General features: G+C 68.2%; 20 protein-coding genes and 1 pseudogene. 9 read left to right on the plus strand and 12 right to left on the minus strand.

The window, feature by feature from the left end; translation table 11 throughout:
- Nucleotides 1–23 precede the first annotated feature (23 nt).
- The 7 genes from ACWKY3_RS00760 to ACWKY3_RS00790 are packed head-to-tail and all read left to right on the plus strand — an operon-like array spanning nt 24 to nt 7,937.
- Nucleotides 24–740, plus strand: a complete 717-nt coding sequence (locus ACWKY3_RS00760) for an ABC transporter ATP-binding protein (protein WP_449314515.1) — start codon at nt 24–26, stop codon at nt 738–740.
- Nucleotides 734–1,468, plus strand: coding sequence for an ATP-binding cassette domain-containing protein (locus ACWKY3_RS00765; RefSeq protein WP_449314516.1), 735 nt, complete (start codon nt 734–736; stop codon nt 1,466–1,468). Before ACWKY3_RS00760 ends, ACWKY3_RS00765 begins: the two co-directional genes overlap by 7 nt.
- Nucleotides 1,440–3,863 carry a hypothetical protein gene (locus tag ACWKY3_RS00770; protein ID WP_449314517.1) on the plus strand — a complete coding sequence of 808 codons (2,424 nt, stop codon included), beginning with the start codon at nt 1,440–1,442 and terminating at the stop codon, nt 3,861–3,863. The genes ACWKY3_RS00765 and ACWKY3_RS00770 overlap by 29 nt, the downstream gene beginning before the upstream one ends.
- A complete protein-coding gene (locus tag ACWKY3_RS00775) occupies nt 3,839–4,819 on the plus strand; it encodes a hypothetical protein (RefSeq protein WP_449314518.1) in 981 nt (326 codons plus the stop codon). Before ACWKY3_RS00770 ends, ACWKY3_RS00775 begins: the two co-directional genes overlap by 25 nt.
- The gene (locus ACWKY3_RS00780; protein ID WP_449314519.1) at nt 4,816–5,859 is read left to right on the plus strand and encodes a FecCD family ABC transporter permease; all 1,044 of its coding nucleotides are present in this window, start codon (nt 4,816–4,818) and stop codon (nt 5,857–5,859) included. Before ACWKY3_RS00775 ends, ACWKY3_RS00780 begins: the two co-directional genes overlap by 4 nt.
- Entirely contained in the window at nt 5,856–6,701 is an 846-nt protein-coding gene (locus ACWKY3_RS00785) for an ABC transporter ATP-binding protein (protein WP_449314520.1), read from the plus strand. Before ACWKY3_RS00780 ends, ACWKY3_RS00785 begins: the two co-directional genes overlap by 4 nt.
- Before the next feature lie 3 nt (nt 6,702–6,704).
- A complete protein-coding gene (locus tag ACWKY3_RS00790; RefSeq protein ID WP_449314521.1) occupies nt 6,705–7,937 on the plus strand; it encodes an ABC transporter substrate-binding protein in 1,233 nt (410 codons plus the stop codon).
- A 179-nt stretch (nt 7,938–8,116) separates the two neighbouring features.
- On the opposite strand, the gene ACWKY3_RS00795 is transcribed toward ACWKY3_RS00790, so the two are convergent.
- The 4 genes from ACWKY3_RS00795 to ACWKY3_RS00810 all read right to left on the minus strand — a co-directional run bounded on the left by ACWKY3_RS00795 (nt 8,117) and on the right by ACWKY3_RS00810 (nt 11,353).
- Nucleotides 8,117–9,742 (minus strand): helix-turn-helix transcriptional regulator, encoded by a 1,626-nt coding sequence (locus ACWKY3_RS00795; RefSeq protein WP_449314522.1) that lies wholly within the window; start codon nt 9,740–9,742, stop codon nt 8,117–8,119.
- Between the two features lie 342 nt (nt 9,743–10,084).
- On the minus strand, nt 10,085–10,414 hold the full coding sequence (locus tag ACWKY3_RS00800; RefSeq protein WP_449314523.1) for a hypothetical protein: 330 nt from the start codon (nt 10,412–10,414) through the stop codon (nt 10,085–10,087).
- Nucleotides 10,415–10,620: 206 nt separating this feature from the next.
- On the minus strand, nt 10,621–11,088 hold the full coding sequence (locus tag ACWKY3_RS00805) for a hypothetical protein (protein ID WP_449314524.1): 468 nt from the start codon (nt 11,086–11,088) through the stop codon (nt 10,621–10,623).
- Nucleotides 11,060–11,353, minus strand: coding sequence for a hypothetical protein (locus ACWKY3_RS00810; protein WP_449314525.1), 294 nt, complete (start codon nt 11,351–11,353; stop codon nt 11,060–11,062). Before ACWKY3_RS00810 ends, ACWKY3_RS00805 begins: the two co-directional genes overlap by 29 nt.
- 431 nt (nt 11,354–11,784) lie before the next feature.
- Here ACWKY3_RS00810 and fusA point away from each other — a divergent pair, with 431 nt between their 5' ends.
- On the plus strand, nt 11,785–13,857 hold the full coding sequence (gene fusA, locus ACWKY3_RS00815; RefSeq protein ID WP_449314534.1) for an elongation factor G: 2,073 nt from the start codon (nt 11,785–11,787) through the stop codon (nt 13,855–13,857).
- A gap of 280 nt (nt 13,858–14,137) precedes the next feature.
- Here the strand turns inward: fusA and ACWKY3_RS00820 are convergent, their stop codons facing one another.
- The 8 genes from ACWKY3_RS00820 to ACWKY3_RS00855 form a co-directional block, all read right to left on the minus strand.
- Nucleotides 14,138–14,641, minus strand: a complete 504-nt coding sequence (locus ACWKY3_RS00820) for a helix-turn-helix domain-containing protein (RefSeq protein ID WP_449314526.1) — start codon at nt 14,639–14,641, stop codon at nt 14,138–14,140.
- A complete protein-coding gene (locus ACWKY3_RS00825; protein WP_449314527.1) occupies nt 14,638–14,835 on the minus strand; it encodes a type II toxin-antitoxin system HicA family toxin in 198 nt (65 codons plus the stop codon). Before ACWKY3_RS00825 ends, ACWKY3_RS00820 begins: the two co-directional genes overlap by 4 nt.
- Nucleotides 14,836–14,991: 156 nt before the next feature.
- Nucleotides 14,992–15,468, minus strand: coding sequence for a type II toxin-antitoxin system HicB family antitoxin (locus tag ACWKY3_RS00830; RefSeq protein ID WP_449314528.1), 477 nt, complete (start codon nt 15,466–15,468; stop codon nt 14,992–14,994).
- Between the two features lie 24 nt (nt 15,469–15,492).
- Nucleotides 15,493–15,660 (minus strand): type II toxin-antitoxin system HicA family toxin, encoded by a 168-nt coding sequence (locus ACWKY3_RS00835; protein WP_449314529.1) that lies wholly within the window; start codon nt 15,658–15,660, stop codon nt 15,493–15,495.
- Nucleotides 15,661–15,721: 61 nt separating this feature from the next.
- Nucleotides 15,722–18,679 (minus strand): SpaA isopeptide-forming pilin-related protein, encoded by a 2,958-nt coding sequence (locus ACWKY3_RS00840; protein WP_449314530.1) that lies wholly within the window; start codon nt 18,677–18,679, stop codon nt 15,722–15,724.
- Nucleotides 18,680–19,191: 512 nt separating this feature from the next.
- Nucleotides 19,192–19,935, minus strand: coding sequence for an ABC transporter permease (locus tag ACWKY3_RS00845; RefSeq protein ID WP_449314531.1), 744 nt, complete (start codon nt 19,933–19,935; stop codon nt 19,192–19,194).
- Nucleotide 19,936: 1 nt separating this feature from the next.
- Nucleotides 19,937–20,779, minus strand: coding sequence for an ABC transporter ATP-binding protein (locus ACWKY3_RS00850; RefSeq protein ID WP_449314532.1), 843 nt, complete (start codon nt 20,777–20,779; stop codon nt 19,937–19,939).
- 9 nt (nt 20,780–20,788) lie between these two features.
- Nucleotides 20,789–21,121 (minus strand): hypothetical protein, encoded by a 333-nt coding sequence (locus ACWKY3_RS00855; RefSeq protein ID WP_449314533.1) that lies wholly within the window; start codon nt 21,119–21,121, stop codon nt 20,789–20,791.
- Between the two features lie 1,655 nt (nt 21,122–22,776).
- Between ACWKY3_RS00855 and ACWKY3_RS00860 the strand changes: the two are divergent.
- Nucleotides 22,777–23,072: pseudogene (locus tag ACWKY3_RS00860) on the plus strand (hypothetical protein); the annotation flags it as partial.

A 23,072-nucleotide genomic window follows, 5' to 3' on the forward strand; every position in this document is an offset into this window, starting at 1 on the left:
GCGAGAGGAGAGAGAGCGGAGATATGAGCGAGAATTCTGCCGGACGGGTTTTGGTGGAGGCCCGGGGGGTGATGAAGGAGTACGGCGGCGAGACCGTTTTGGCGGGGTGCGACCTGGCGGTGCGCTCCGGCGAGTTGGTGGCCGTGGTGGGCGCGTCGGGCGAGGGGAAGTCCACGCTGCTTTCGGCGCTGGGGCTTTTGCTCGCGCCCTCGGCGGGGCAGGTGCTCGTGGACGGGCAGGCCGTCTTCGGGCTTTCGGATGCGGAGATGTCGGCGCTGCGGGCGCGGGCCTTCGGGTTCGTGTTCCAGCACACCCAGCTTGTCGGAAGCCTGCGCGCCATCGACAACGTGCTGGTGCCGGCGTGCTTCGGCCGCGCCGACATGGCGGCGGCCTCCGCGCGCGCCGCGGAGCTGGTGGAGCGGCTGGGGCTGCTCAACCGTGCGAGCCACTTTCCCCATCAGCTGTCGGTGGGCCAGAAGCGGCGCGTGGCGCTGGCGCGGGCGCTGGTGCTGGCCCCGCAGACGGTGGTGGCCGACGAACCCACCAACGATCTGGACGAGGCTGCGGCCGATGCGGTGGCCGAGGCGCTTCTGGATTACGCCTGGGAGGGGCATGCGGTGGTGATGGCCACTCACGATCTGGCGCTCGCGCGGCGCGCGACGCGGGTGGTGCGCCTGGCCGACGGGAAGCTGACCGAGATTGCGCCCGACGAGGTGCGGGAAACGAGGCGGGCATGCTAGAGATCAAGGGCGTGACGAAGCGCTACGGCGGCTTCACCGCCATCGAGGACATCACGCTCACCGTGCCCGACGGGTGCGTGTACGGGCTGGTGGGCTACAACGGCGCGGGCAAGACCACGCTGCTCAAAACCGTGGCGGCGGTATATCTGCCCGACGCGGGCGAGGTGCTGGTGGACGGGCAGAGCGCCCACGGAAAGCGCTCGCCGGGCCGCACGCCGTTCATCGTGGCCGATGAGCCGTACTTTTTGCCGCAGGCCACGCCGGATGCCATGCGCGCCTACTACGCGGGCTACTACCCCGAGTGGTCGGACGCCACCTATCGCAACCTGCTCGCGCTGTTCAAGCTGGACGGGCGCGCCAAGCTGGGCGGGTTCTCCAAGGGCATGCAGCGCCAGGCGGCCATTTTGCTGGGCCTTGCCACCGGGGCGCGCACGCTGCTTTTGGACGAGAGCTTCGACGGGTTGGATTTGGGCAAGCGCATCCTGCTCAAGCGGCTTCTGCGCCGCTACGCGCGCCTGCGCGACGCCAGCGTCATCTTAAGCTCGCACAACCTGCGTGAGCTGGAGGACGTGGCCGATCTTTTGGGCATGATAGAGGGGCGGCGCCTCATCTTCGACGAGAGCGTGGAGAGCCTGCACGCCTCGCATCCGGGGCGCTCGCTTGAGGAGATATTCCTGGAAGAGGGGGAGGTGAGCGACCATGACCTCGACAAAGTCTTCGTCTGGTAGCGCGGAGGCGCTGGCTGGGTCGTCCTTGGCGGGCGGCGGGAGGCGCGCGGGTCGCGGGCGCGGCGGCGCGGGTGCGGGGCCGGGCGGCGGCGCGCCGCAGACGGGGCCTCGGCGGGCGCGCACGGCCCGCGAGGGGCGCGCGCGGAGGGCCTCGCACGGGGCGGCGGCGCTGCTCGCGCACGACTTCGCCGTGGCGTTTCGGCAGCTGACGCCGTTTCTGCTGGTGGCCATGGCGACGTTTGCGGTGGCCATGCCGGTGTCCACGGCGGCGGTGCCCGACGCGTCCATCTTCAACCTGGACTACACGCACGATCAGATGAAGTTCCGCTTCTGGGCCGAGGGCCTGACGTATCCCGTGGTCGTGGGCGCGTCGGTGTACGGCGTGGCGCTGGGCGTGCGGGCGTTTCGGTTTTTGCTGGTGAAGTGCGAGAGCACGGCCGTGCTCAGCCTGCCTTTGTCGCGCCTTTCGCTGTTCGGCTCGCGCTGCGCGGCGTGTTTGGCGGCCCTTCTGGCGGGCATCGGCGTTCCCTTGGCGGCGTCGCTGGCGGTGAACGTGGCGGCCCTGAACGTGTGGCAGGGGTTGTTCGGGCAGTTCGGCTACGTGCTGTGCGGCCTTCTGCTCGTCGGGGCGGTGGCGTGCGCGCTTTCCGTGCTCGCCTGCGCGGCGGCGGGCACGGTGGCCGAGGCGGCGGCGTTCGCGGCGGCGCTTTTGGCCAGCGTGTCGGTTGCGGCGTGGGGGCTTAACGCCGTCATGGACCACCTGCTGGTGGGCAACGCGTTCGGCGAGCTTCTGACGGGCGGGTCGGTGCAGGTGGCGCCCTCGCTGCTGGAGGCGCTGGCGCCGGTGAACCCGCTTTTGTTCTTCGCGCAGGAGGCGGCCGACCATCAGCAGTTCTTGGTGCAGCATCCCGTGTACTACCCCTTGGCGGGGAACTGGCCGTTTCTGGGCGCGTGGGCATGCGCTCTGGCGGCCCTCGTCGCCTTGGGAGCGTGGCGCTTCTGCCGTCGGAAGGGCGAGAGGGCGGGCATCGCCGGGCTCAATGTGGCGCTTGCCCTGGTCGTGGGCATCGTGGTGGGGTTGGCGGCGTTCGGCGCCACGTTCACCCTGCTTGCCGAGGTGGGCGTGGCCGTGGCGGTGGCCGGGTCGTTCGCGGTGTTCTGGACGGTGTCGGCGGTGCTGTTCCGCGGGCCGCTCAAAGGTCGCTCGCCTGCGCGGCGCACGCTGGCCGTGGTGGGGGCCGAAACGGCGGCGCTCGCGTGCGTGCTGGCCGTGGTGGCTGCGGGCGGTTTGGGGTACGCCCAGGCCGTGCCCGCCGCCTCGGAGGTGCGAAGCGTGAGCGTGTCGTACACGGGCAGCCCCAGCTACCTGGCCGCGCGGCTGCAGACGGCCACGGCGGGCGAGGGGTCCTACTACTTCAGCGCCGAGTACTCCTTCGACGACGCGGAGGCCGTGGAGGCGGTGCGGGGCGTGCACGAGAGCCTGGTGGGCACGGGCGGAACGGAGTTGGGAGAGGATCGCGCGGATGTGGGCGGCACGGTGGTGCCCTACGACGTGGTGGTGCGCTACCGGCTGGTCGACGGGGGCGAGCTGGTGCGCTATTACGACCGCGCCACGCTCGACGAGCTGGCGGCGCTGGCCGAGCTTGACGGCACGGAACGCGGGCGCAACCTGGCGCGCGGGGCGGTGTCGGGCGACCTGTCGGGTTTGGAGGACGCCGACGCGCAGGCCATAGGGGCCTCCTCGGCGCGGCAGGCCTATGCGTTGGGCGACATCTACCTGGCGGACCGCCTGTACACCGCGCCCATGCTGGTGAACTGCGACGCGCAGGCGCGCGCGGAGCTTCTGGACGCGCTGGCCGCCGACGTGGCCGGCCAAAGCGCGCAGGACCGCTACCATCCCGAGGGCGCGTGCCGGGGCGTGATCATGTTCACGCAGCAGGGCGATGCGGCGGCCGAGACGTTTGCTTATGGCATAGAGAACGCGGTGGTGTACCTCACCGACGAGTTCGAGCGCACGTTGGCGTGGCTGGAGGAGAAGGGGCTTTCGCCGTACGTGTCCTTGGACGATGCGGCGGCCTGCGTGGAGGAGGTCACCGTGCAGCGTTGGGCGCCCTTCGAGGGCATGAACGAGGTGACCGAGCCGCGAAGCGCCTACTTCATGGGCTACCGGGCCGACGTGGAGCAGCGGTTCGTGACCATGCAGGATTTCGGCACGAAGTTCTCCACCGACGACGCGGGCCAGATCTCCGAGCTTTTGGGTCTGGCGAAAAACACGCTGTACTTGGACGGCGGCGGGTATCTGCTGTCGTGCAAGCTGGCGGGGCAGGAAGCGTGGGCCTACCTGGTGGTGTCCGCCGAGGACGCGCCCGAGTGGCTGATCAGGGTAGCGGGGTGAGGCGCATGGGAAAGAACTGGGGAAACGCTGTTCTCGCGGCGGTGTGCTTCGCCTTGTTCGCGGCCGGCGCGGCGTTTTTGGTGAGCGCCATCGTGCTTTCGGGCTGCACGCCGGCCGCGGTGGTGGACGAGGGCTCGCCGCGTTTTGAGCGCGCGGGCATCTCGGCTGGAAGCGATCTTACGGAAAGCTCGCAGTACGTGGAGGCCCGCCTTGCGTTCGACGCGCCGCTGGAGGCGGCCGCGGACGTGGCGAGCGACCTTTCGGTGCTGGTGAACGGCCAGAAGCCCGACGCGCGGACCATCGAGGTGGAGGCGCGGGCCGAAGGGAGCGAGGTGGTGGTGCGCCTGGTGCCCACTGCGGCGGCCGATGGCTCGCAGCCCTCGGTGTACTACGCGCTCTACGACGGGTTGGTGTCGGTGTCGGCGGCATCGGCCGACGGCGCGCTGCCGCATGTGCGTGCGGAGGGCGGCGGGTCGAACGCGGTGCTTGCGGAGGCGGTGTCGTTCACGGTGCCCACGGGCGTGCGGGTGGGCGGCATTCAGGCTGCGGCGGCCGATGCGGCGGCGGGTGCGGGGGCATCCGTGTCGTTTGACGTGGAGCAATTCGCCCAGTTGCGGTGCTGCACGTGGTTTTGGTTCGGGGAGGGGCTTCCGCTGGTGATGATGCACAACCACGAGTTCTCGCGCGATCTGCCCGAAACGTGCGCGCAACGCCTGGCCGACACGGTGAACGCCGTGTACGGCGACTCTCTGGAGGCCGACTGCGACGACGCGCGCGTGACGGTGCGCGCGCCGGGCGCGGCCGACGGGACTGAGCTTGCGGTGCGGGTGGTCGAGGGCGCGGGGGCCGACCCGGGCGCGGGGGTCACGGGGTTCGCGGACGCGGCGGCCAAAGGCGCGTCCGAGGACGGCGATTCCGCCGCAAGCCCGGCGGCCGAGGGCGGTGACGCCGCATGAGCGACATGCGCATACGGGAGGGGGCGGACGGCCGGGGCGTGCCGAGCAGGGCGCGCGTCGCCGGCGTGTTCGCGGCGCTCGTCGCAGTGTTGGCGGCGCTGCTGCTGGCGTCGATGGCGCTTGGGCGCTACGAGTTCTCGTGGGAGGAGGTGGCGGCCCTGTTCTCGGCGAATCCCGACCCCACGTCGGTCAACGTGCTTGTGCACCTGCGGTTGCCGCGCATCGTGGCGGCGGCGTGCGTGGGCGCGATGCTGGCCGTGGCCGGCTGCGCCTACCAGGGGCTGTTTCGCAACCCCATGGTGTCGCCGGACCTTCTGGGCGCGTCGGCGGGCGCGGGGTTCGGCGCGGCTTTGGGCATCCTGCTGTCGCTGGGCGGCGCGGGCGTGCAGCTGTGCGCGTTTCTGTGCGGCGTGGCGGCGGTGGGCGCGTCCTACCTGCTGTCGCAGCGCGTGTCGCGGGGCATGAACCAGGTGCTCGTGCTGGTGCTGTGCGGCATGGTGGTGCAGAACCTGTTCACGGCGTTCACCTCGGCCGTGAAGTTTGTGGCCGACCCGAACTCCCAGCTTCCTGAGATAACGTTTTGGCTGATGGGAGGCTTATCGAACGTTCATGAGGACGACCTTGTCTGGCTGGTTGCGCCGCTTGCGGCGGGCGGTGCTTTGCTGTGGGCCTTGCGCTGGCGGCTCAACGTGATGGCGCTGGGGGACGAGGAGGCCCGCTCTCTTGGCGTGGACGTGGGGCGCACGCGGTTTGCGGTGGTGGCGGCGGCCACGCTCGTCACGTCGTCGGCGGTGTCGGTGGCGGGCATGGTGGGCTGGGTGGGCCTCATCATCCCGCACCTGGCGCGCTTTCTGGTGGGGCCGGACCATCGCGTGCTGGTTCCGGCGTCGCTGCTTTTGGGCGCGAGCTTCCTTCTGGCGGTCGACGACGTGTGCCGCAGCGTGTACACCACCGAGATACCGCTGTCCATACTCACGGCCATCATCGGCGCGCCGCTGTTCGTGTACCTGATCTCGCGGCAGAGGAGGGGGGAGCGATGACGGTGGACGAGCGGCGTGCGGACGCGCCGGCGCTCGAGGCGCGCGGGCTTTCGTGCGGCTACGGGTCGCGCGCGGTGGTGTCGGACGTGTCGTTTCGGCTGGACGCCGGGCAGGTGCTGGCGCTTTTGGGCCCCAACGGCGTGGGCAAGACCACCTTGTTCAAAACCTTGCTGGGCTTTCTGCAGCCGCTTGCGGGCGCGGTGCGGGTGCGCGGGCGCGACACGGCGGCCTGGTCGCGGCGGGAGTTCGCGCGCGAGGTGGCCTACATTCCGCAGATGCACGTGCCCAGCTTCGCGTTCTCGGTGCACGATGTGGTGCTCATGGGGCGCACGCCGCACCTATCGGGGCTTTCGGCCCCCTCGGCGCGCGACGACGAGCTGGCCGACGCGGCTATCGAGCGCATGGGCATCGGGCATCTGGCGCGTCGCGACTACGCGTCGCTTTCGGGCGGGGAACGGCAGATGGTGCTCATCGCGCGGGCATTGGCGCAGCAGCCGCGCGTGATGGTGATGGACGAGCCGTGCGCGAGCTTGGACTTCGGCAACCAAGCGCGGCTTTTGGAGCAGATGCTGGATCTGGCCGAGCAGGGCATGGCGCTGGTCATGACCACGCACGATCCCAACCACGCCTTCCTGCTGGACGGCGAGGTGCTGTGCCTGGGGCGTGGGGGCGCGCTTTCGCATGGCTCCGCGCGCGAGATGCTGACAGCGCCTGCGATGAGCGGGCTGTACGGTGTGCCGGTGGCCGTGGGGCGCGTGGGCAGCGCCGGCGAGGGCGCGGGCGAAGGAGGCGGGGGCGCGTCGTCGCTGGCGTGCGTCCCCCTGATGACGAGGAAAGGGTAGGCCATGGAGAGACGGGACGCGGACGGCGCGGCGAACGGGCCGCGCGCAAAAGCGGCGCGTGGGGCGCGCACGGACATGGCGCGCGGGGCGCGGCCGATGGGCCGGCGGGAGTTCGTGCGGATGGGCGCGGGGTGCGCGGCGGGCCTTGCGCTGGCGGGCTGGATGCCGGCGCTTTCGGGGTGCGACGCGCTCACGGGCAACCTGCGCGTGATCGAGGACATGGGAGGGCGCGAGGTGGCGGTGCCCGAGAGCATCGAGCGGGTGTTCTGCAGCAACCCCATCGGCACGGTGGACATCTACCTGCTGGATCCGGATCTGCTGGTGGGGTGGAACTTCCGACCCACCGGCGACAACCGCAAGTACATTCCCGAGGTGTATCTGAACCTGCCCACGCTGGGCGTGTGGATGGGTTCGGGCGCCACGCCCAACGACGAGGAGATCGTGCGGCAAAGCCCCCAGGCTATCCTGTGCTATTGGACCGCCGACGACGTGGGCCGCAGCATGGCCGACGACGTGCGCGACGAGACGGGCGTGCCCACGCTGCTCATCGACTACGATATCCGCCAGTGCGCCGAGATGTACCGCTACGTGGGGCGGTTGCTCGCGCGCGAGGAGCGCGCCGAGGAGCTGGCGGCCTACTGCGCCGAGAAGCTGGCCTACATCCGCGAGCGCACGGCGCAGGTTCCCGCAGAGGCGCGCAAGAGCGTCTACATCGCGCAGGGAGTGGGCGGGTTGTCCACCGATCCTGTGGGCAGCATGCACGTGACCGACGCGCTGGAGCTTATCGCCACCGACAACGTGGCCGACCTACCCGGAACCGCCGGGCAGGGCATGGGCATGCCCACCGTGAACCTGGAGCAGATCATCCAGTGGGATCCCGACGCGGTGCTTGTGAGCGAATACAGCATGTCGGATTCGGAGAGCTCGGACCTTTACGGCGAGATCCTGGCGGATGCCAACTGGCGAAACGTTCCCTGCGTGCGGGAAGGGGCGGTCTATCGGCTTCCGCAGTCCCCCTTCGCGTGGTTCGGCCGCCCGCCTTCGGCCGTGCGGCTTCTGGGGTGCCTGCTGGTGCTCAAGCTGCTCTATCCCGAGCACACCGCCGACATCGACCTGGTGGAGGAGACGCGCTCGTTCTACCGGCTGTTCTACCGCATAGAGCTTGAGGACGAGGACCTGGCCGACATCCTGGAGACGGCCGGCGTGGACGTGTCGAGCCTGACGCCGGGCGAGTGAGCGGGGCGCGGACGGGGCGCCGTTTGCGGCCAACCTGCGGGGGCGGCCGACCCGCGCCAACGGCGGTTTGACGGAGGGCGGCGGTTTTTCGCGCACAGGAGTCTTTCCTCGCGCAGGAGGAGTTTTCCCGCCTTGGGCCCTTGGGCTTTTGGTCGGGTCCTCGGAGCGCTTCGAGGTTCCTAGCCGTCAGAGCGCATGCGGAGTTCGAACTCGTGGCGGTTCTCGGCGCCGGCTTTGCGGTAGAGGTTCTTCGCGTGGAACTTCACGGTGCGCAGCGAGATGCCGCATTGTTCGGCTATGTCTTGGTAGGTCATGTTCTGCAAGACGAGGCGCGCGACGCGCTGCTCCTGCTTCGTGAGGCCGAAGTCATCCAGGCGCTCCTCCTGCAGGCGCTGCGCCTCGGCAACAAGCTGGGACATCGTGGGAGCGGCGGGAGGGGTGACCGTCGCGGTCGGCGCCGCGGGCGAAACGGCGGCCATAGCCGGGGATGCGGCCGGTCCGGGGGACGCGTCCCCGGCTGCGGGGGAAGGCGCGGAGGCTTGCGGCCCTGCCAAGGCCGAGGGGGTCGCAAGCGATGGGGAAGTCTCGCGCCCGCCTGGCCGGAAAGCGTTCGGACGCGGTTGCGCAGATGCGGCGGAATCAAGGTGGGATGCGGTGGCGAGCGCGTAGAGCAGGGCGAGCGCCACGATGCACGCGGACGCCGCCAATGCGATGTCGGGGAAGCTCAGATTCATGTTGCTGCTGGCCATCTGCCCGAGGCTGCGCCCGAGCGTGCCGTCGCACACGACGAATCCCAGTCCGTAGAGCGTTACGGGCGGGACGGAGCGCTCCCGGGCGAGGCCCGCAAGCGCCGCCCAGCACAGCGCCAGGCAGCACGTCCTGGCCGCCAAGATCAGGCCGAGCGGCATGATGATGGAGCCCAGCACGCCGGTGGAGAGCAGAAGCAGCCCTGTCAACAGCAGGGCGAGTGGGGCGATGAACAGCAGGTTCGCCTTGGGTCTGCGCGCTGCAAGCGACCAGGCGAGCAACGTCAGGAACGCCGAGATGGCGAACGAGTACAGGTAGCGCGACACTGACGCCGACTGGAAGCAGTACGGGTTCAGCGTCATGCCTGCGAACGCGTAGCCCAAAAAGCAGCACATCCCCAACGTGGCGACGAGCGGCCAGGACACGGATGCGGTCGCCTCGGGGTGCGTTGCCGTGACGGTGCGGCCGGGCTTTGCGGCTTCGGGGCCTTGGGCGCCTCCTCTGGCGTGCAGCGCTCCCGACGCGACGGGTGTCAAGATGGCGCAGACCGCGGTTGCAGGGCCGGGCGCCTGAAAGCAGAGGAGGCACAGCACCATGCTGAGCAAAAACGCTCCCAAGGCGAACGGAATCACGATGCGCGCGCTTTGCCGTGCGAGGCGCGCGCCCCATGCCACGGCAAGCCCTGCCAAGGATGCGCCCGTCGCAGCCGCTCCGAACGAGACGACGATCCCGTCGGAGGCCGAAAGCTGTGCAACCATGCCGGCGGCGCCCAGAAAACCGAACGCCTGCGTTAGCGCGGGGGAGGGCGTCCAGCGGCGGACGAGGCCCGCCAAGGCAAGCGCGATCAGGACCGCGAGGTGCGCAGCGCCTTCATGCAAGCTGTAGTTGAACGCAGAGACGCTGCCGAGCAGCAGGTTGTTCTCGTAGAGCTGCGAGAAGCACGCGAACGAGCAGAAGCCCGCAAACGGCACGGTCGCGGCTTTGAGGCGTGCGTCCGTGCTGTTCTCAAGGCGAATGCGGCGTGCGTGGATGCGTGTGTTGGACAGGAGCGCTGCCATGACCTCTTCCCCTGGATTCGCCGATGTGCCCAATTATGGTTGATCGAGCATAATTATAGCATGGCGCCTCCGGTTTCCCATCGTTTTCGTGCGGGCGGGCTCAACGGGTCGGATGCCGGGGCGTCGTCGGCTTTTTCGTTTTTGGCGACGCTTGCGGGTTCGAGGTTCGCGCCGTCGTTGATGATCGGCCTGCGGCGCCCGTGCGGGGCGCAACGCCGTGCGGGATGTGGTGTCGTGCGGGGCCGATGCCCAAGTTGAAGGGGCGGGCCGGGCACGCGGATGCGACGGCCGCGCGGAGGCGCGGCGGCCGGGTTGGGGCTCGGCTTGGCTCGGCCGCCTCGATTACCGTCCGCGCATCTTCTTGATGCCGCTTGCGGCTAGGGCCGCGCCTCCGCCGATGGCGAGCAGGCCGGGTCCAGGCAGGATGAGCATGGGGATTCCCACGAGCACGAGCGCGCCGCCCGCCGCAGCCTGCGCGACGCCGGCCATCTTGCCCGTCGCCCGCTGCGCTCTTCCGCCTCCGATCACCGTGGCGTGCGCGGCGTCCTCCGACGAGGCTGCGGCGCCGCGCCTGCCGTAAGAGGGGGATTTGAAGCCGCCTGCGGCCGCCCCCGCGCCGTCGCGGGCGCTTTCCACGGGATCGACGTCGATGATGGTTCCGGATGCGTTCATGGTGCTCCTCGGTCTCTCGCCTTTCGGCCTTGCCCTCGATTATAGGGGGAGGGAGGCTCGCGCGCTTCGGTTGGGCGCCCGGATCGCGGATTCGTCACCGTTCGGTAACGCGTCGTCCTCGCGCCCTCCAAGACTGACGGCACGGCGGCGGCATGCGGCGCAGTCGTCCATGTGCGCCCGCAGTGTCTTTTCGATGTGCAATGAGATCAATTGAGCCTTGTCGCGTCGAAGTTAATGCATTCGTTGTTTTTGCAGCAAGCCTGCGCGAACAAAGCGAAATCATCGGTGATGAGCGGAATGCCGTCGTCCACGATTTTAAGCAGGCCGGCATCAACAAGGCCGAGCCATGTCGACTCGCGCATGAGCGCCGCTTCTTTAGTGGGATGGTATATTTCCAGCAATGCGTCCGAGTCCGTCAGCATCCGATGGAGCGTCGTGCAGGTTCGGTCCTTCGATGCGCGATCGTATCTGAGAAGATCGGAGCATTCGGCGAGAACTCCCGGGGTCACGATGAGCGTTTTGTAACGAAGAAGAATCCGCATAAGGAGACTGAAATCTTCGGGATCGTATTTTTTGAGGCGCTTGTGTCGGGGAATAATGCTTTCGTCGGTCAATCCTGCAACGAGTAGCACCAGTATGTTGGCGTCAAGAGCGAGTTGCGCGGGCGACGTCATAAGGCCTCATGCCTTTGAACTCCAGCGTGCTGGGATCGATGATAAGCTTTTTGTACGTTCTCTTCTCCATGAGCGGGACGGTTGCGGCGGCCAAGGCGGAAAAGGGGATGTCGTCCTCGAGCAAATATCCCACGATAACATTCCAGGTGTTGTCGTGGTCATCGAAGTCTATGCCTTCGAGTGCCGCATACTTTGCCCCGGGTACGAGATCGCGAGTGTACTCAAGGGCTTTTTGAGCGGCCTCTTTCGCGTTTGCTATATCCATGATCCCTCCTTGACTCGATGCGGTCGCGTATTCGGCGGTCATGCTTTCCTGCTTGCCCGATTTGCTCGCCATGCGAAAAGGCTTGCCTCCGGTTGCGTTTTCCTCATTAATTATATAGGGGTTGCGAGGCTGCGGGAGACGTGATGCGTCCGATTGGTCGGATTCGTCACCGTTCGGTAACGCGTCGTCCTCGCGCCCTCCAGAACCGGCGGCGCGGCGGCGTGCGGCGCGTCCAGGGCGGTGCATGCCAAGGCGTCCTGTCCTTTCAATTCCTCCGTTCTCGGGCGCGGGAAGCGCCGGATGCGATACACTGTGAGCCACGAGGTTTTTGTTCGCGTTTGAGAGTGTGTTGGGTAAGGCTCGACTGTGGTTCGCGCCTTGGCGAAAACGGCAACGGCGTGGGCCACTCAACAGGAAAGTTGGTGGTCAACATGGCAGCTCCCGCTACCGAACATGTGCGCAACATCGTGCTCGTCGGCCAAGACGGCGCCGGCAAGACATCGCTGGCCGAGGCGATGCTGCACGTCTCCGGTCGCACGCCCCGCATGGGCACGACCCACGACGGGAAATCCTACCTCGACTACGACGAGGAGGAGATCCGGCGCAAGTTCACCATCGGCACCTCCATCGCCCCCGTTCCGTACAGGGATTACAAGATCAACCTGCTGGACACCTCGGGGCATCCCGATTTCGTGGGCGACACGCTGGCCACCATGCAGGCTGCCGAGATGGCGCTTTTCGTGGTGGACGCCGTGGCGGGGCCGCAGGTCATGACCACCAAACTGTGGCGCGAGGCGGAGGATATGCGCTTGTCGCGCGCCGTGTTCATCAACCACATCGACCGCGAGAACGCCGACTTCGACACCGCCATGGCGCTTCTGCACGCGCGTTTCGGCTCGCGCTTGGGCCCGGTGACCATCCCCATCGGCGTGGATGCCGACTTCAAGGGCGTCATCGACGTCATCCGCATGAAGGCGCGCTACTTCGACCAGGGGGGCGACGGCGAGCGCGTGGAGGACATCCCGGCCGACTACGCCGACGCCGCGCAGACGGCTCGCGACAAGCTGTGCGATCTGGTGGCCGAAGCCGACGACGACCTCATGATGAAGTACCTCGACGGCGAGGAGCAGCTCACCCAGGCCGAACTCGAGCAGCTGCTGGACAAGGCCATCGCCCAGGAGCTGTTCATCCCCGTGTTCGTGGGCTCCACCATCATCGAGCAGGGCATCCAGGGGCTTATGGAGGACATCTGCACCTACTTCCCGCATCCGCGCCACCACGGCCGCTTCCGCTTGGCAAACGGCGAGGTCACGTTCGTGGACGAGGAAGGCGAGCCGGCGGCGTTCATTTTCAAGACGGTGTCGGATCCTTTCGTGGGGCGCCTGAGCTTCCTCAAGGTCATATCCGGCGTGCTGGAGCCGGGCATGGAGCTAATCAACGCGCGCACGGGCAAGAAGGACCGCCTGGGGCACCTCTACGTGATGATGGGCAAGGAGACCGCCGACGTGAAGAGCGCCAAGGCCGGCGACATCATCGTGGTGCCCAAGCTCACCGAGACGCGCGCCGGCGACACGCTGTCGAAGTCGGGCGAGGTGGCCATCGACCCCCTGCCCCTGCCCACGCCCCAGTATCCTGTGGCCATCGAGGCCGTGAACAAGAAGGACGAGGACAAGTTGGGCGCGTTTTTGGCGCGCGCGGTTGAGAACGACCCCACGCTGCGCGTGAGCCGTAGCGAGGAGACGCACCAAACCGTGCTCACCGCCATGGGCGAGGCGCAGGTGGAGACGCTGCTCGCGCGCCTCAAGGAGCAGACCGGCGTGGAGGCGAAGCTGGTGGACGTGCGCATCCCGTACCGCGAGACCATCCGCAAGACCGCCGAGGCGCAGGGCCGCCACAAGAAGCAGACCGGCGGCGCGGGGCAGTTCGGTGACTGCTGGCTGCGCCTGGAGCCTAACCCTGGTGCCGGTTACGAGTTTCTGGACGAGATCGTGGGCGGCAAGATACCGCGCGGGTTCATTCCGGCGGTGGACAAGGGCGTGCAGGACGCCATGGCCGAGGGCTTCTTGGCGGGGTATCCCATGGTGGACGTCAAGTGCGCCGTGTACGACGGCTCGTATCACTCGGTGGACTCCAACGAAATGGCGTTCAAGACGGCCGCGCGCATCGGCTTCCGCGCTGCGTGCGAGAAGGCCGACCCCATCCTGCTCGAGCCCATGGCCAACCTCGATGTGACGGTGGGCGAGGAGTACGCCGGTGCGGTGATGGGCGACATCTCCACGCGCCGCGGCCGCATCGTGGGCACCGACTCCAACGACGCGGGCGAGACGGTCATCATGGTGCGCGTGCCCTACGCCGAGGTGGTCACCTATACAAAAGACCTGCGCTCCATCACGCGCGGGTCGGGTTCGTACTCCATCGAGCTTGAGGGCTACGAGCCGGCTCCGGCCGACGTGACCAAGAAGCTCGTCGAGGCGTACCAGGCCGCGCGCGCGGCGGGCAACTGACGCGCGGGCATCGCGCCTTCGCAACGCCAAAGGCGCCGCCTGGTTTCGGGCGGCGCCTTTTTTGCGCGCCAGGGGGGGCGGGAGGCAGTGATCTCGCAAGGTCGGGACGGGCCGCGTTTCCGGGCGCGCGTCGAAAAGGGCGGAGTCGGCTTCCGGGGCGGCCTGGGTCACGACGCGCGGGCATGCGCGTTTTGCGTTCCGGTCGCGTCGGGGGAGGGGCGGGCGCCGCGTTCGCTTCCCGGCGCATGCCGTGCAGCGCGGGCGCCTGGCGCGCGGACCATCATGCCTTGAGGGCGGGCTCTTTTCGGTTTGCGGGGGCCGGACGCTTCTCGGCGGGGTCCTTCGCGCGGTGCGGTCGGCCGGGAGGGCGACGGCTTTTCATCAGGGCCTCCACGTGATGGCGGGACACCCAGGTGTTGTGCCCGTATCGGAACGAGTCCAGCTGGCCGTCGCGTATCATGTGGCTTACGCGTGCCGGGGTGACGCCAAGGGCGCGCGCCGCTTCGGCGGCGGTCATGCGCGGGATGGTGTGCAGGCCGGCGTCCACCGCCACGAGCATGATGCTCCCTTTGCGACGGGGTTCGTTCCCGAACGTCGGCCCGGGCAGCGGCTCTCCGCGCATCGCGCTGAACTCGATCATCGTTTTCAGCCAATCCGCCGCGTTTTCGGCGAGGTCGCGATGGTCGATGCCCTGCGTTCCCCCCTCGAAGTCGAAAGGCAGCGCTAACAGAAATTCTTCGTCGTGAAACACCTCGAACTCGTACACGTGGGTCATAGCGCTCATTCCCTTCGCCTTCGGGGCCGCAAGATGCCCGCTTGCTTTTTCATTTCCTCGAACATGATGTTGCTGATCTCCCGGTGGCGTCCCGGCACGGTTCTGCGTCCGTCGGGATGCAGAAGGAGGTCGTGGTTTCTTCCTCCCCGGTTCTCAAATCCGTTCTCTTCGAAGAAGGCCAGCACATCCTTTCGCTTGACCATGGTCACCACTTCGACTCATTAATTATAAATAGTATTTATGGTTTTGTGAAGAGGACTTGAAGGGGGCCGACCGCCTCCTGCGCCTCCCCGCGCATGCGGCTGCGGCGAGCGCGAGGGCTGCCGCGAGCAAGGCGGCCGCGCCTGGTGCGCGGACCATCATGACTTGAGGGCGGGCTCTTTTTGGTTTGCGGGGGCTGGGCGCTTGGGGCGGCCGGCGAGGCGGGGGCTTCTCGCGTACTCTTCTACGCTTGCGAGCGCGACCAAGGTACCTTCGGCGCTGCGTCGCGCCGCGAGCTTTCCCGCTTTGATGAGCTGCGAGACGCGAGCAGGGCTGACGCCGAGTCTTCGCGCGGCCTCCGCAGCCGACACCGCAGGCTCGCCGAGCGAGGGGAAGGGTTCGACGAGCAGGTACACCACCTTGCCGTCGGCGGCGTCCACCTCCGTCGCCTCCGGGATGTCCAGCTGGTTTTCGGCGAGGGCGGCCAGATGCGTCTCAATGCCGTCGCGAACGCTCTCAACGGCCTCCATGAACGTGGCTCCTTGGCCGAAGCAACCGGGCAGGTCGGGGGCCTCCGCCCAAAACCCGCCGTTCGCAGACTGTCTTACCACTGCCCCATAGATGCGTTTCGTCATGCCCCGCTCCTATCCTCGCGTCCCTCATTCCCATCCAGCCAGTTTGGAGATGCGCCGGTACGCGTTTTTGTCGAGTTCTTTCTTGCCCATGTCGATGGTGATCAAGGCCGGTCGCTCAGGTTTGGAGAAGTTTACATGGTCGCCCTTGCCCCGTCTGCGCACCCATCCTTCCCGAAGCAGGCGCGCCGCCACCCTGCGCGTGTCCCTTGATTTCTCCGTCATTTTGACCCCCAAAATATAAACTATTAAGAATTTATCGGTCAAGGGAGGGGTCGGGATGGCATCCCCGCTTCGGCCTTCGGCCCTTCCCCGCGCATGCGGCTGCAGCGAGCGCGAGGGCTGCCGCGAGCAAGGCGGCCGCGCCTGGCGCGCGGGCGGGGTCGCCGGTTTTGGCGACGGGCCCCGCAGGCGCTGCGGCGCCCGGCTCCTCTGCGGGGGCGGCCTCGTCGGCCAGGTCGAGCGCCGTCTGCACAAGGGGGACATCCTGGCCCTGGTAGGCGAGCTCGACCAGGTGCGGGGCGGGGTCGATCAGGTAGCCTTCGGGCGCCTTGGTTTCCACGACCTCGTAGGAGCCGAGGGGCAGCTGCGGGCTGCGCGCCCGCCCCTCCTCGTCGGTGAGGAGCGCGCATGCCGTCTCACCGGCCGCGAAGGCCGTCGAGCCGTCGGGAAGGACCACGTCGCGCGCCGCGCGCACCTCGTAGACCGCGCCCGAAAGGGGCCGTCCGTCGGCGGCGTCGGACTTGCGCAGCTCAACGACGCCTGCCGTCCGCCGGTTGGGTGCGACGACCTGGACGGAGACGCTGGGGGCCGCGGGATCGCCGTAGGCAAGCTCCACGGCCAAGGGGCTTTCGGCCCGCACGTAGCCGACGGGGGCCTGCTCCTCCACGATCTCGTACGCCCCCAGGTGAAGGCCCTCCACCGCCGCTGCGCCGTTCGCGTCCGACTCCAGGCGCGCCACCGTCTCGCCCGCGCGGGCGCGCAGCGTGCCGTCGGCGGTGATCACGTCGCGCGCCGCGCGCACCTCCCAGACGATGCCGGCCTGCGCCACGGGCGCGCCGCTGGCGGCATCGACCTTCTCCGCCTCGATGCGCCCGGTTTGGGGGACGTCCTCCACCGTCACCTCGATCACGCCCTCCTCGTCGCGGTCGGCCAGGCGAAACGCCACGGGCTTGTCGGAGAGCACGTAGCCGGGCGGCGGCGCGGTCTCCTGCAGGTAGTAGACGCCTCCGCCGTTGAGCTTGTCGGGCAGCGTGCAGACGCCGTCCTCGTCGGTGGAGAACTCGCTGACAATGGGTCCGCCCGCTCCCACCTGGAACGCGAGGGGCTGGCGCCGTTCGTCCAAGATGCGGAAGGCCATGCGTCCGGCCACGCGCTCGCCCGTGCCCGCGTCGCGTTTGACCACGCGCACGACGGCGCCCGTCTCGTTCTTTACCGTGTAGGCGTACGTGCGTCCGTCCTCGGCTACGGTGACGTGGAGGTCTTCGGCCGGCTCGTAGCCTGCAGGCGTTGTGGCGGGGTCTTCCCGCACCAGGTAGTCGCCGAAGGGAAGCGCGCCTGTCTGACCATCCTCGCGCAGGTCGGCGGTGGTGGCCCTGCCGTCTTCTCCGGTGACGATGCGGGCGACGGGCGCGGCGTCGGCGGCGCGTAGGATGTCGAAGGCCACGCCGGCCAACGGGCGCTTGTCGCTCTGCTCGCCCATGGTGCCCTCGCCGTCGCCCACTTTGAGCACAGCCACGTCGCCGCGGACGACCTGCTCGGCCACTGCGGGCGCCTGGAACAGCGCGTCCAGCGGCCCTGCGCCCGCAGATGTCACCGGACAGGCGAGGGCGGCGTCCTTGGGCAGAAGGTAGCCCTCGGGCGGTTTGACCTCGCGCACGACGAGGGTGCCGAGCGGCAGCCCCGAACCTGCCGAGTTCGCCGGCAGCGAGGCGGGGTCGATGCGCGCGACGCCGCTTTCGTCGGTGACGACGGTGAGCGAGAGCGTGGGGGAGAGGCCCGACGCCTCCGCCTCCTGCGGCGTGGCGAACGTGCCCGCGTAGTGCTCCACGAGGAAGACGGCCCCGGCCAAAGCGGCGTCGCCTTGCGGGACGGCCAGGCCCGTCTCGGCGTCCACTTTGGCGACCGCAACGTCCGCAGGCGCGAGCTGGGGTTCGTCGACCGCGTCTGCCCGCACGGCCACGCCCCGCCGGCAGTCCTCGACGGAGAGGCGCACGGGATAGGCCCGCTTGTCGAGGGCGTAGCCGGCGGGCGGCTCGATCTCCCTGACCCAGTAGTCGCCCGGCCAGAGCGCAGCCTCGCCGCGCCCGCGCCCGTCCGCGCCGGTGACGATGTGCTGCACTTCGCGCTCGCATGCGGCGTCGGCGTACACGCCGTAGACGGCGCCGGCCAGCGAGTAGCAGGGGTTGCCGCTTGTGACGCCCGGCAACGACGAGGACTTGGCCACCTCGATGGCGCCCGCAAGCGCGGATTCGCGGCTTTCCACCCTCGTCGTCTCGCCTCCTCTGACGAGGACGGTCTGCGGTCCCGCGTCCAGGCCGTAGCCGTGCGAGGGCTCCGTCTCGCGCAGCGTGTACGTGCCGTTCGGCACGTCTGCGGCCGTCGCCCGTCCGTCGGCGTCGGTGGTCAGCACGGCTTGCACGGCGCCGTCGGGCGTTGCCAGCTCGTAGCGCGCGCCCGCGAGCGTGGCCTCGGGCACGGCCTCGGCGTACCCTTCGGGACCGCGCTTGACAAGCTCCACGTTCCCATATAGGTAGATGGAGAAGCCACCGACGTTCTGCGGGCCGAAGGGCGAGGAGTGGTTGGGGTACATCTGCGCCCCCGAGCAGTCGATGGCTATGAGGTAGCCGCCGTCGTCTGCGCGCGTGCCCGTGAAGGGGTAGTGCCCTGGCACGGGCGTGCCGTACAACGGCCCGGAGGTGCAGTACCCCGTGGCCTCGATGCCGTACTGGGGAAAGCTCACGGCGAACACGTTGCCGCCCTGGGCGCCGTCGATCTCTGGGTTCAGGCACTCCACGTAGCATGTGCCGCTGATGGAGTTTGGCGCTGCGAGGGCGGGCTGCGGGGCGCAGCAAGGCAGGCACGCGGCAAGCGCCACCGCCACGGCGAAGACGAACGAGAAAGCCGTCTTCTCCTGTCGCGCGCGGCGGGAGGGTCCCGGTTCCCCGGGACCCCGCCCTTGCGCCGTACGGTCGTCTGCGCGATGCCGATCCATGGCCCCTCCCTTTCTTGCCGATGGCGGCACCGCCTTGGCGCCGTGCTCCCATCATAGCGAGGCCGTCCAGCGCGCAGATGACGCACGTCCAGCGAAAAACCGCTTGGATCTTGCGTGGATCCGACGCGCCTTCCCCGCGCTTTTTTCGCGCTTTCGACGGGAGTCAAGCCGAACTCTGACGCGGATCCAGCCGGATTCTGTCGCCGATCCAGCGCGATTTGCAAAATCCCAGATAGATGGGAGGTGCGCGATGAGAGGGGCGTGCGGGGAGAGGCATGCGGCTTGCGCGAGCCGTCTTGCGCTGAGCGCTGAGGGCCGGTGCCTTGCGGGCGGGCGCGATGGCGATGCGCCGGACCGCGCCTGCGGGACCCGCGTCCGCGCCGGACTGCGCCCGTGCCGGCACGGGTCCCGCAGCGCCTCGCGCCGGCGCATGCTCGCGGCGGCCTGCGCCCGGGTTGCCCGCGTCGTCAAAGGCGGTCGCGCGGCAGGGGGGCGGCGATCCCGGCCGCGCGTCAGTTGTCCCGGGAAAGCCGGCGGTAGACGAGCGCGAAGGCCGCCCCGGCCGCGACTATCCAGGCGAGCATGCCGAGGACGGGCGGCAGGGCGTCGGGGGTGAGCAGCGCGCCTTTCGCCAGGAGCGCGCCCAGCTCGTTCATGCCTCCGGTGGGCAGGTATACGGCGATCTCCGAGAACCCGTCGAGGTAGGGCGAGAGCATGGGCGCAATGCCCACGAGCAGGATGGGCATGCTCAAAAGCCCCGCCGACATCTGGTCGCGTGCCGCCAGGCCCATGAGCAGCGAGACGAGCACGATGGGCACCGACCCCGCCATGCCGATGGCCAGAAACGCCGCAAGCCCCTCGGCCGGCTGGCCCAGCGCAAGGTAGCAGGCCGCGTCCACGATGGCGATGACGGCGAGCGCCACTATCCCGCGCGACAGCAGGATCTGCCCCGCCCCCACGTTCGCCAGCATGAGCGTGCGCAGGGTGCTCTTCTCCCGCTCCTCGGCGATGGCGGTGGTCGTGGCCATGGACGACACCATCGTGGACGTGAACAGCAGCGCGTAGGACAGCATCATGGCGTCGAAGGCGCTTTGTGCGGCCTCGCCGTTCGCGTCCACGTTTGCGCCCATCGTCTTGTCGAACAGGACGATGAAGGCCAAGGGCAGCAGGCAGCATACGAGCATGGTGGGGTTTCTCACCATGTCGCGGGCGTCCTTCCCAAGCAGCGCGACGGTTTTGCGCAAAGCGGCATCCATGTTAGAACTCCCTTCCCGTAAGCTCGAGGAACACCTCTTCGAGGTCGGGTTCCACCGAGTGGATGGACAGGCACGCGCCCGAGGCCAGAGCCTGGGCCACCTCCTTGGCTCCGGACTCGTCCTTCGTCGTGCGCAGGATGCGTCCGTCGGCCAGGCGCACGATCACCTCGTTGCGCGCGAACCGCAGGCGCAGCGCGTCGGGCGCGTCGCAGGCCGCGAGCGACCCCTCGTTCAAGATGCCCACGCGGTCGCACAGCTCCTCGGCCTCGGCCATGTCGTGCGTGGTGAGGAACACCGTGACGCCCGCGCCCTTCAGCTCGCGCAGCATCTTGTGCACCTCGGCGCGGGCGGCGGGGTCGAGGCCGCTCGTGGGCTCGTCGAGGAACAAAAGCTCGGGACCGTGCACGAGGGCGGCCAGGAGCGCGGCGCGCTGGCGCATGCCCTTCGAGCAGTTCTTCACAAGCGTCTTGCGATCGCTGGCAAGTCCCATGCGCTCGAGCAGCGTGGGAATGTTGTTGCCGGTTACGCCGCGTATCTTCGCGTAGAAGCGCAGGTTGTCCTCGATGCTCATGCGCTCGTAGAGGGCGCTTGTGTCCGACAGGATGCCGATGCGCTCGTAGTCGGCGTTCGTGGCGTGCTCGATGGGGCGGCCGAACAGGCTGATGCGGCCGGAGTCCTTCGTCAGCTGGCGCGTGAGCAGCTTGATGGTGGTGGTCTTGCCCGCGCCCGACGGGCCGAGAAATCCGAAGCACTCCCCGCGCGCTACGGAGAAGGAGAGGTGGTCGAGGACGCGCTTGCCCTTGAAGCTGAGGCACACGTCCTCGGTGGAGAGCAGGGTGCTCATGGAGGCCTCCTAACGGGCGGGCGCGGGGGCGGGGTTGGCGGCGCGGACGGAGTCGCGCGGGGTCGCGGGCGCGGACGCGGACGGAGCCGCGGCCTTCGCCGGGGCGGCGTGCCCGATCGCTGCGCCTTCGCGTCCGGATATGGCGGCGTGCCCGGGCGCGGGGGCGGCGGAGGTGCTGCGGGCGACGAGGGTGACAAGCGACGCCTCAAGTTCCTCCGAGCGCTGCTCCAGCGCCTCCACGCGTTTGAGCGTGCGCTCGTGGCGCATGTGCAGCGCCATGCTCACCACGCAGATGAGGCCAAGCCCCAGCACCAGCATGGATAGTTGGCTTGCGGTTATCATGACGGTTCCCTTTCTCTTCGCGCGGCGCGTACGCCGCGGATCTGACGCAGCGCATCATCGCGCCCGCCCCGGCGCCGCGCAAGAAAAGCCCGACATCAGGAGCCGCTTCGCGACGAGAGGAGCAGTGGGGGCGACGAGAGGAGCAAGGGGTTGGCGCGACGCGCGCCTGATCGGTCGCGCTGCTTTCCGTTCTCCATTCCCGCTTCCCGCCCTCCGCCCCGTTTTCAACGCCCTCGCCTCCGTTCTTTCGCGTTGCCGCCGACGAGGGCTTTTCCGGCGCGGAATTCGGTCCCTCTCCGCCAAGCCGCCACCGACGGGATCTGCGTCAGCGGCGGTTCAGCAGAGAGTTCGGCCCGAAGTGGCACGGATCGCGTCTTGTGCATAGGTTTTACCGATCGAAGCGGACGCGCTGCACTTCCCCGTCGGCAACACGCCAGGTCGCAAATCCTCGATGCAGGTCTGACCCTTCCGGATCTATGCACAAGACGCGTTTTCTGCCGTTTCGGCGCACCCTCTCTGCTAGAAACCGGGATTGACATAGGCCGGGTCGACTCGTCGAGCGAAAACCCGCCGACGCGGGTCCGCGCCGGCGGCGGCTCGTCGAAAGGCCGCCCGCAAGGTTGGCCGCAAACAGCGCCCTGCGGCACGCGAGGGGCCGGTTCTCTGCCCTCAGCCCCTTCCCGCCTGGAGAAACCCTGGTTCGCGCGAATCACACGGCCCAGCGAGGGCCGGATTGACTGTCCGGAGTGCCACAGGGCGTCATTTGCGGCCAACCTGCAAGTTCGGCCGGCCTATGTCAATCCTGGCTTATCGGAGAGGGCGCGGCCTTTTAAGAATCTGTTTGAGAGGGGCCTCTGGGGATATTCCCGCAGGGTTGCAGCAAGGCGCTCCGAGGTTTGTCGGGAATTCTCGATGCGTTCATTAGGGGTGCTTGATCCGCGTTGGATCGACATTGGAACCGCGTTGGATTTTGCGGACGATCTGCCGAATCCGCGTTGGGTTGGCGCTGGAGACGTATGGCTTTTTTGCAAAAGAAACAGCAGTTCAAGCATGTTATTATCGAATGAGTGCAGGACGGTTAGAGAGGGGATGGAAACCATGCGGTTGATCCAGCTGCTGAAGGGGGCGGAGATAGGAAGAGCGCACCGCCCGACGGGTTCTTTCCGCCGGATCCGCGTCGCTTCTTCGGAACGATGACGCTCTGCTTGAGCCATCGATCCGCTGTTGCCTACCTGCGCGAGGCGGGGGCGTCTTCGCTGCGGCTTGCCCCGCTTCAGGGGCGACGGCTGCCGTCTCTTGTTCCCCGCTCGGAGGAGGTCGGGCGGTTGGGGCATGCGGGCTGCGGTTTTCTCGAACGCCCCGTTCATTTGTTGGTGGGTGACGCTTCGGAGCGCCGTTTGCTTGAGGGCGTGGTCTGCCATGCGGCTCCGGTGCGTACGGCACCTCGCTTCGTGCTTGAAGCGCCGGATGGATTGCTCGTGGAGGGTCCCGGACTCTGTCTTCTGCACGGAGCGAGGAAGCTGCCCTTGCCCCGTCTTGCCGAGCTCTGTCTTGAATTCTGTGGCGGTTACCGTCTTTACCCTGATGATCCGCGCGGATTCGTCGATTGCGATCCCTTGATCACCCGCGCGCAACTGGTCAGGTTCGCCAGGGTCATGAAGGGTGCGAAGGGTGCGAGGGCGCTTGGTCGAACGCTTGCCTACGTGCGCGACGACGCGCGTTCTCCTATGGAGGCGGTCGTCGTCTTGCTGCTGTGCCTTCCGCCTCGCTTCGGAGGGTACGGCTTGCCGATGCCCCTTCTGAACCATCGGGTCGACATCGATCGCAGCGGCCGCAAAGCGTCCGCGAACGGGTATTACGTGTGCGATATGTTTTGGTCCGAGGCCCGATTGGACGTGGAGTACGACAGCGACCTTGTCCATACGGGGTCGGGTCGCATCGCTCGGGATGC

It is taken from the genome of Rubneribacter sp. (assembly GCF_965361815.1).

Excerpts from the sequence above, each read along its gene's own strand:
- ACWKY3_RS00790 (WP_449314521.1), top strand. The coding sequence starts at position 6,705 with ATGGAGAGACGGGACGCGGACGGCGCGGCGAACGGGCCGCGCGCAAAA.
- ACWKY3_RS00820 (WP_449314526.1), bottom strand. The coding sequence starts at position 14,641 with ATGAGCGCTATGACCCACGTGTACGAGTTCGAGGTGTTTCACGACGAA.
- ACWKY3_RS00850 (WP_449314532.1), bottom strand. The coding sequence starts at position 20,779 with ATGAGCACCCTGCTCTCCACCGAGGACGTGTGCCTCAGCTTCAAGGGC.
- fusA (WP_449314534.1), top strand. The coding sequence starts at position 11,785 with ATGGCAGCTCCCGCTACCGAACATGTGCGCAACATCGTGCTCGTCGGC.
- ACWKY3_RS00855 (WP_449314533.1), bottom strand. The coding sequence starts at position 21,121 with ATGATAACCGCAAGCCAACTATCCATGCTGGTGCTGGGGCTTGGCCTC.
- ACWKY3_RS00810 (WP_449314525.1), bottom strand. The coding sequence starts at position 11,353 with ATGGATATAGCAAACGCGAAAGAGGCCGCTCAAAAAGCCCTTGAGTAC.
- ACWKY3_RS00785 (WP_449314520.1), top strand. The coding sequence starts at position 5,856 with ATGACGGTGGACGAGCGGCGTGCGGACGCGCCGGCGCTCGAGGCGCGC.
- ACWKY3_RS00805 (WP_449314524.1), bottom strand. The coding sequence starts at position 11,088 with ATGACGTCGCCCGCGCAACTCGCTCTTGACGCCAACATACTGGTGCTA.
- ACWKY3_RS00825 (WP_449314527.1), bottom strand. The coding sequence starts at position 14,835 with ATGGTCAAGCGAAAGGATGTGCTGGCCTTCTTCGAAGAGAACGGATTT.
- ACWKY3_RS00840 (WP_449314530.1), bottom strand. The coding sequence starts at position 18,679 with ATGGATCGGCATCGCGCAGACGACCGTACGGCGCAAGGGCGGGGTCCC.
- ACWKY3_RS00845 (WP_449314531.1), bottom strand. The coding sequence starts at position 19,935 with ATGGATGCCGCTTTGCGCAAAACCGTCGCGCTGCTTGGGAAGGACGCC.
- ACWKY3_RS00765 (WP_449314516.1), top strand. The coding sequence starts at position 734 with ATGCTAGAGATCAAGGGCGTGACGAAGCGCTACGGCGGCTTCACCGCC.
- ACWKY3_RS00760 (WP_449314515.1), top strand. The coding sequence starts at position 24 with ATGAGCGAGAATTCTGCCGGACGGGTTTTGGTGGAGGCCCGGGGGGTG.
- ACWKY3_RS00780 (WP_449314519.1), top strand. The coding sequence starts at position 4,816 with ATGAGCGACATGCGCATACGGGAGGGGGCGGACGGCCGGGGCGTGCCG.
- ACWKY3_RS00830 (WP_449314528.1), bottom strand. The coding sequence starts at position 15,468 with ATGACGAAACGCATCTATGGGGCAGTGGTAAGACAGTCTGCGAACGGC.
- ACWKY3_RS00800 (WP_449314523.1), bottom strand. The coding sequence starts at position 10,414 with ATGAACGCATCCGGAACCATCATCGACGTCGATCCCGTGGAAAGCGCC.
- ACWKY3_RS00770 (WP_449314517.1), top strand. The coding sequence starts at position 1,440 with ATGACCTCGACAAAGTCTTCGTCTGGTAGCGCGGAGGCGCTGGCTGGG.
- ACWKY3_RS00795 (WP_449314522.1), bottom strand. The coding sequence starts at position 9,742 with ATGGCAGCGCTCCTGTCCAACACACGCATCCACGCACGCCGCATTCGC.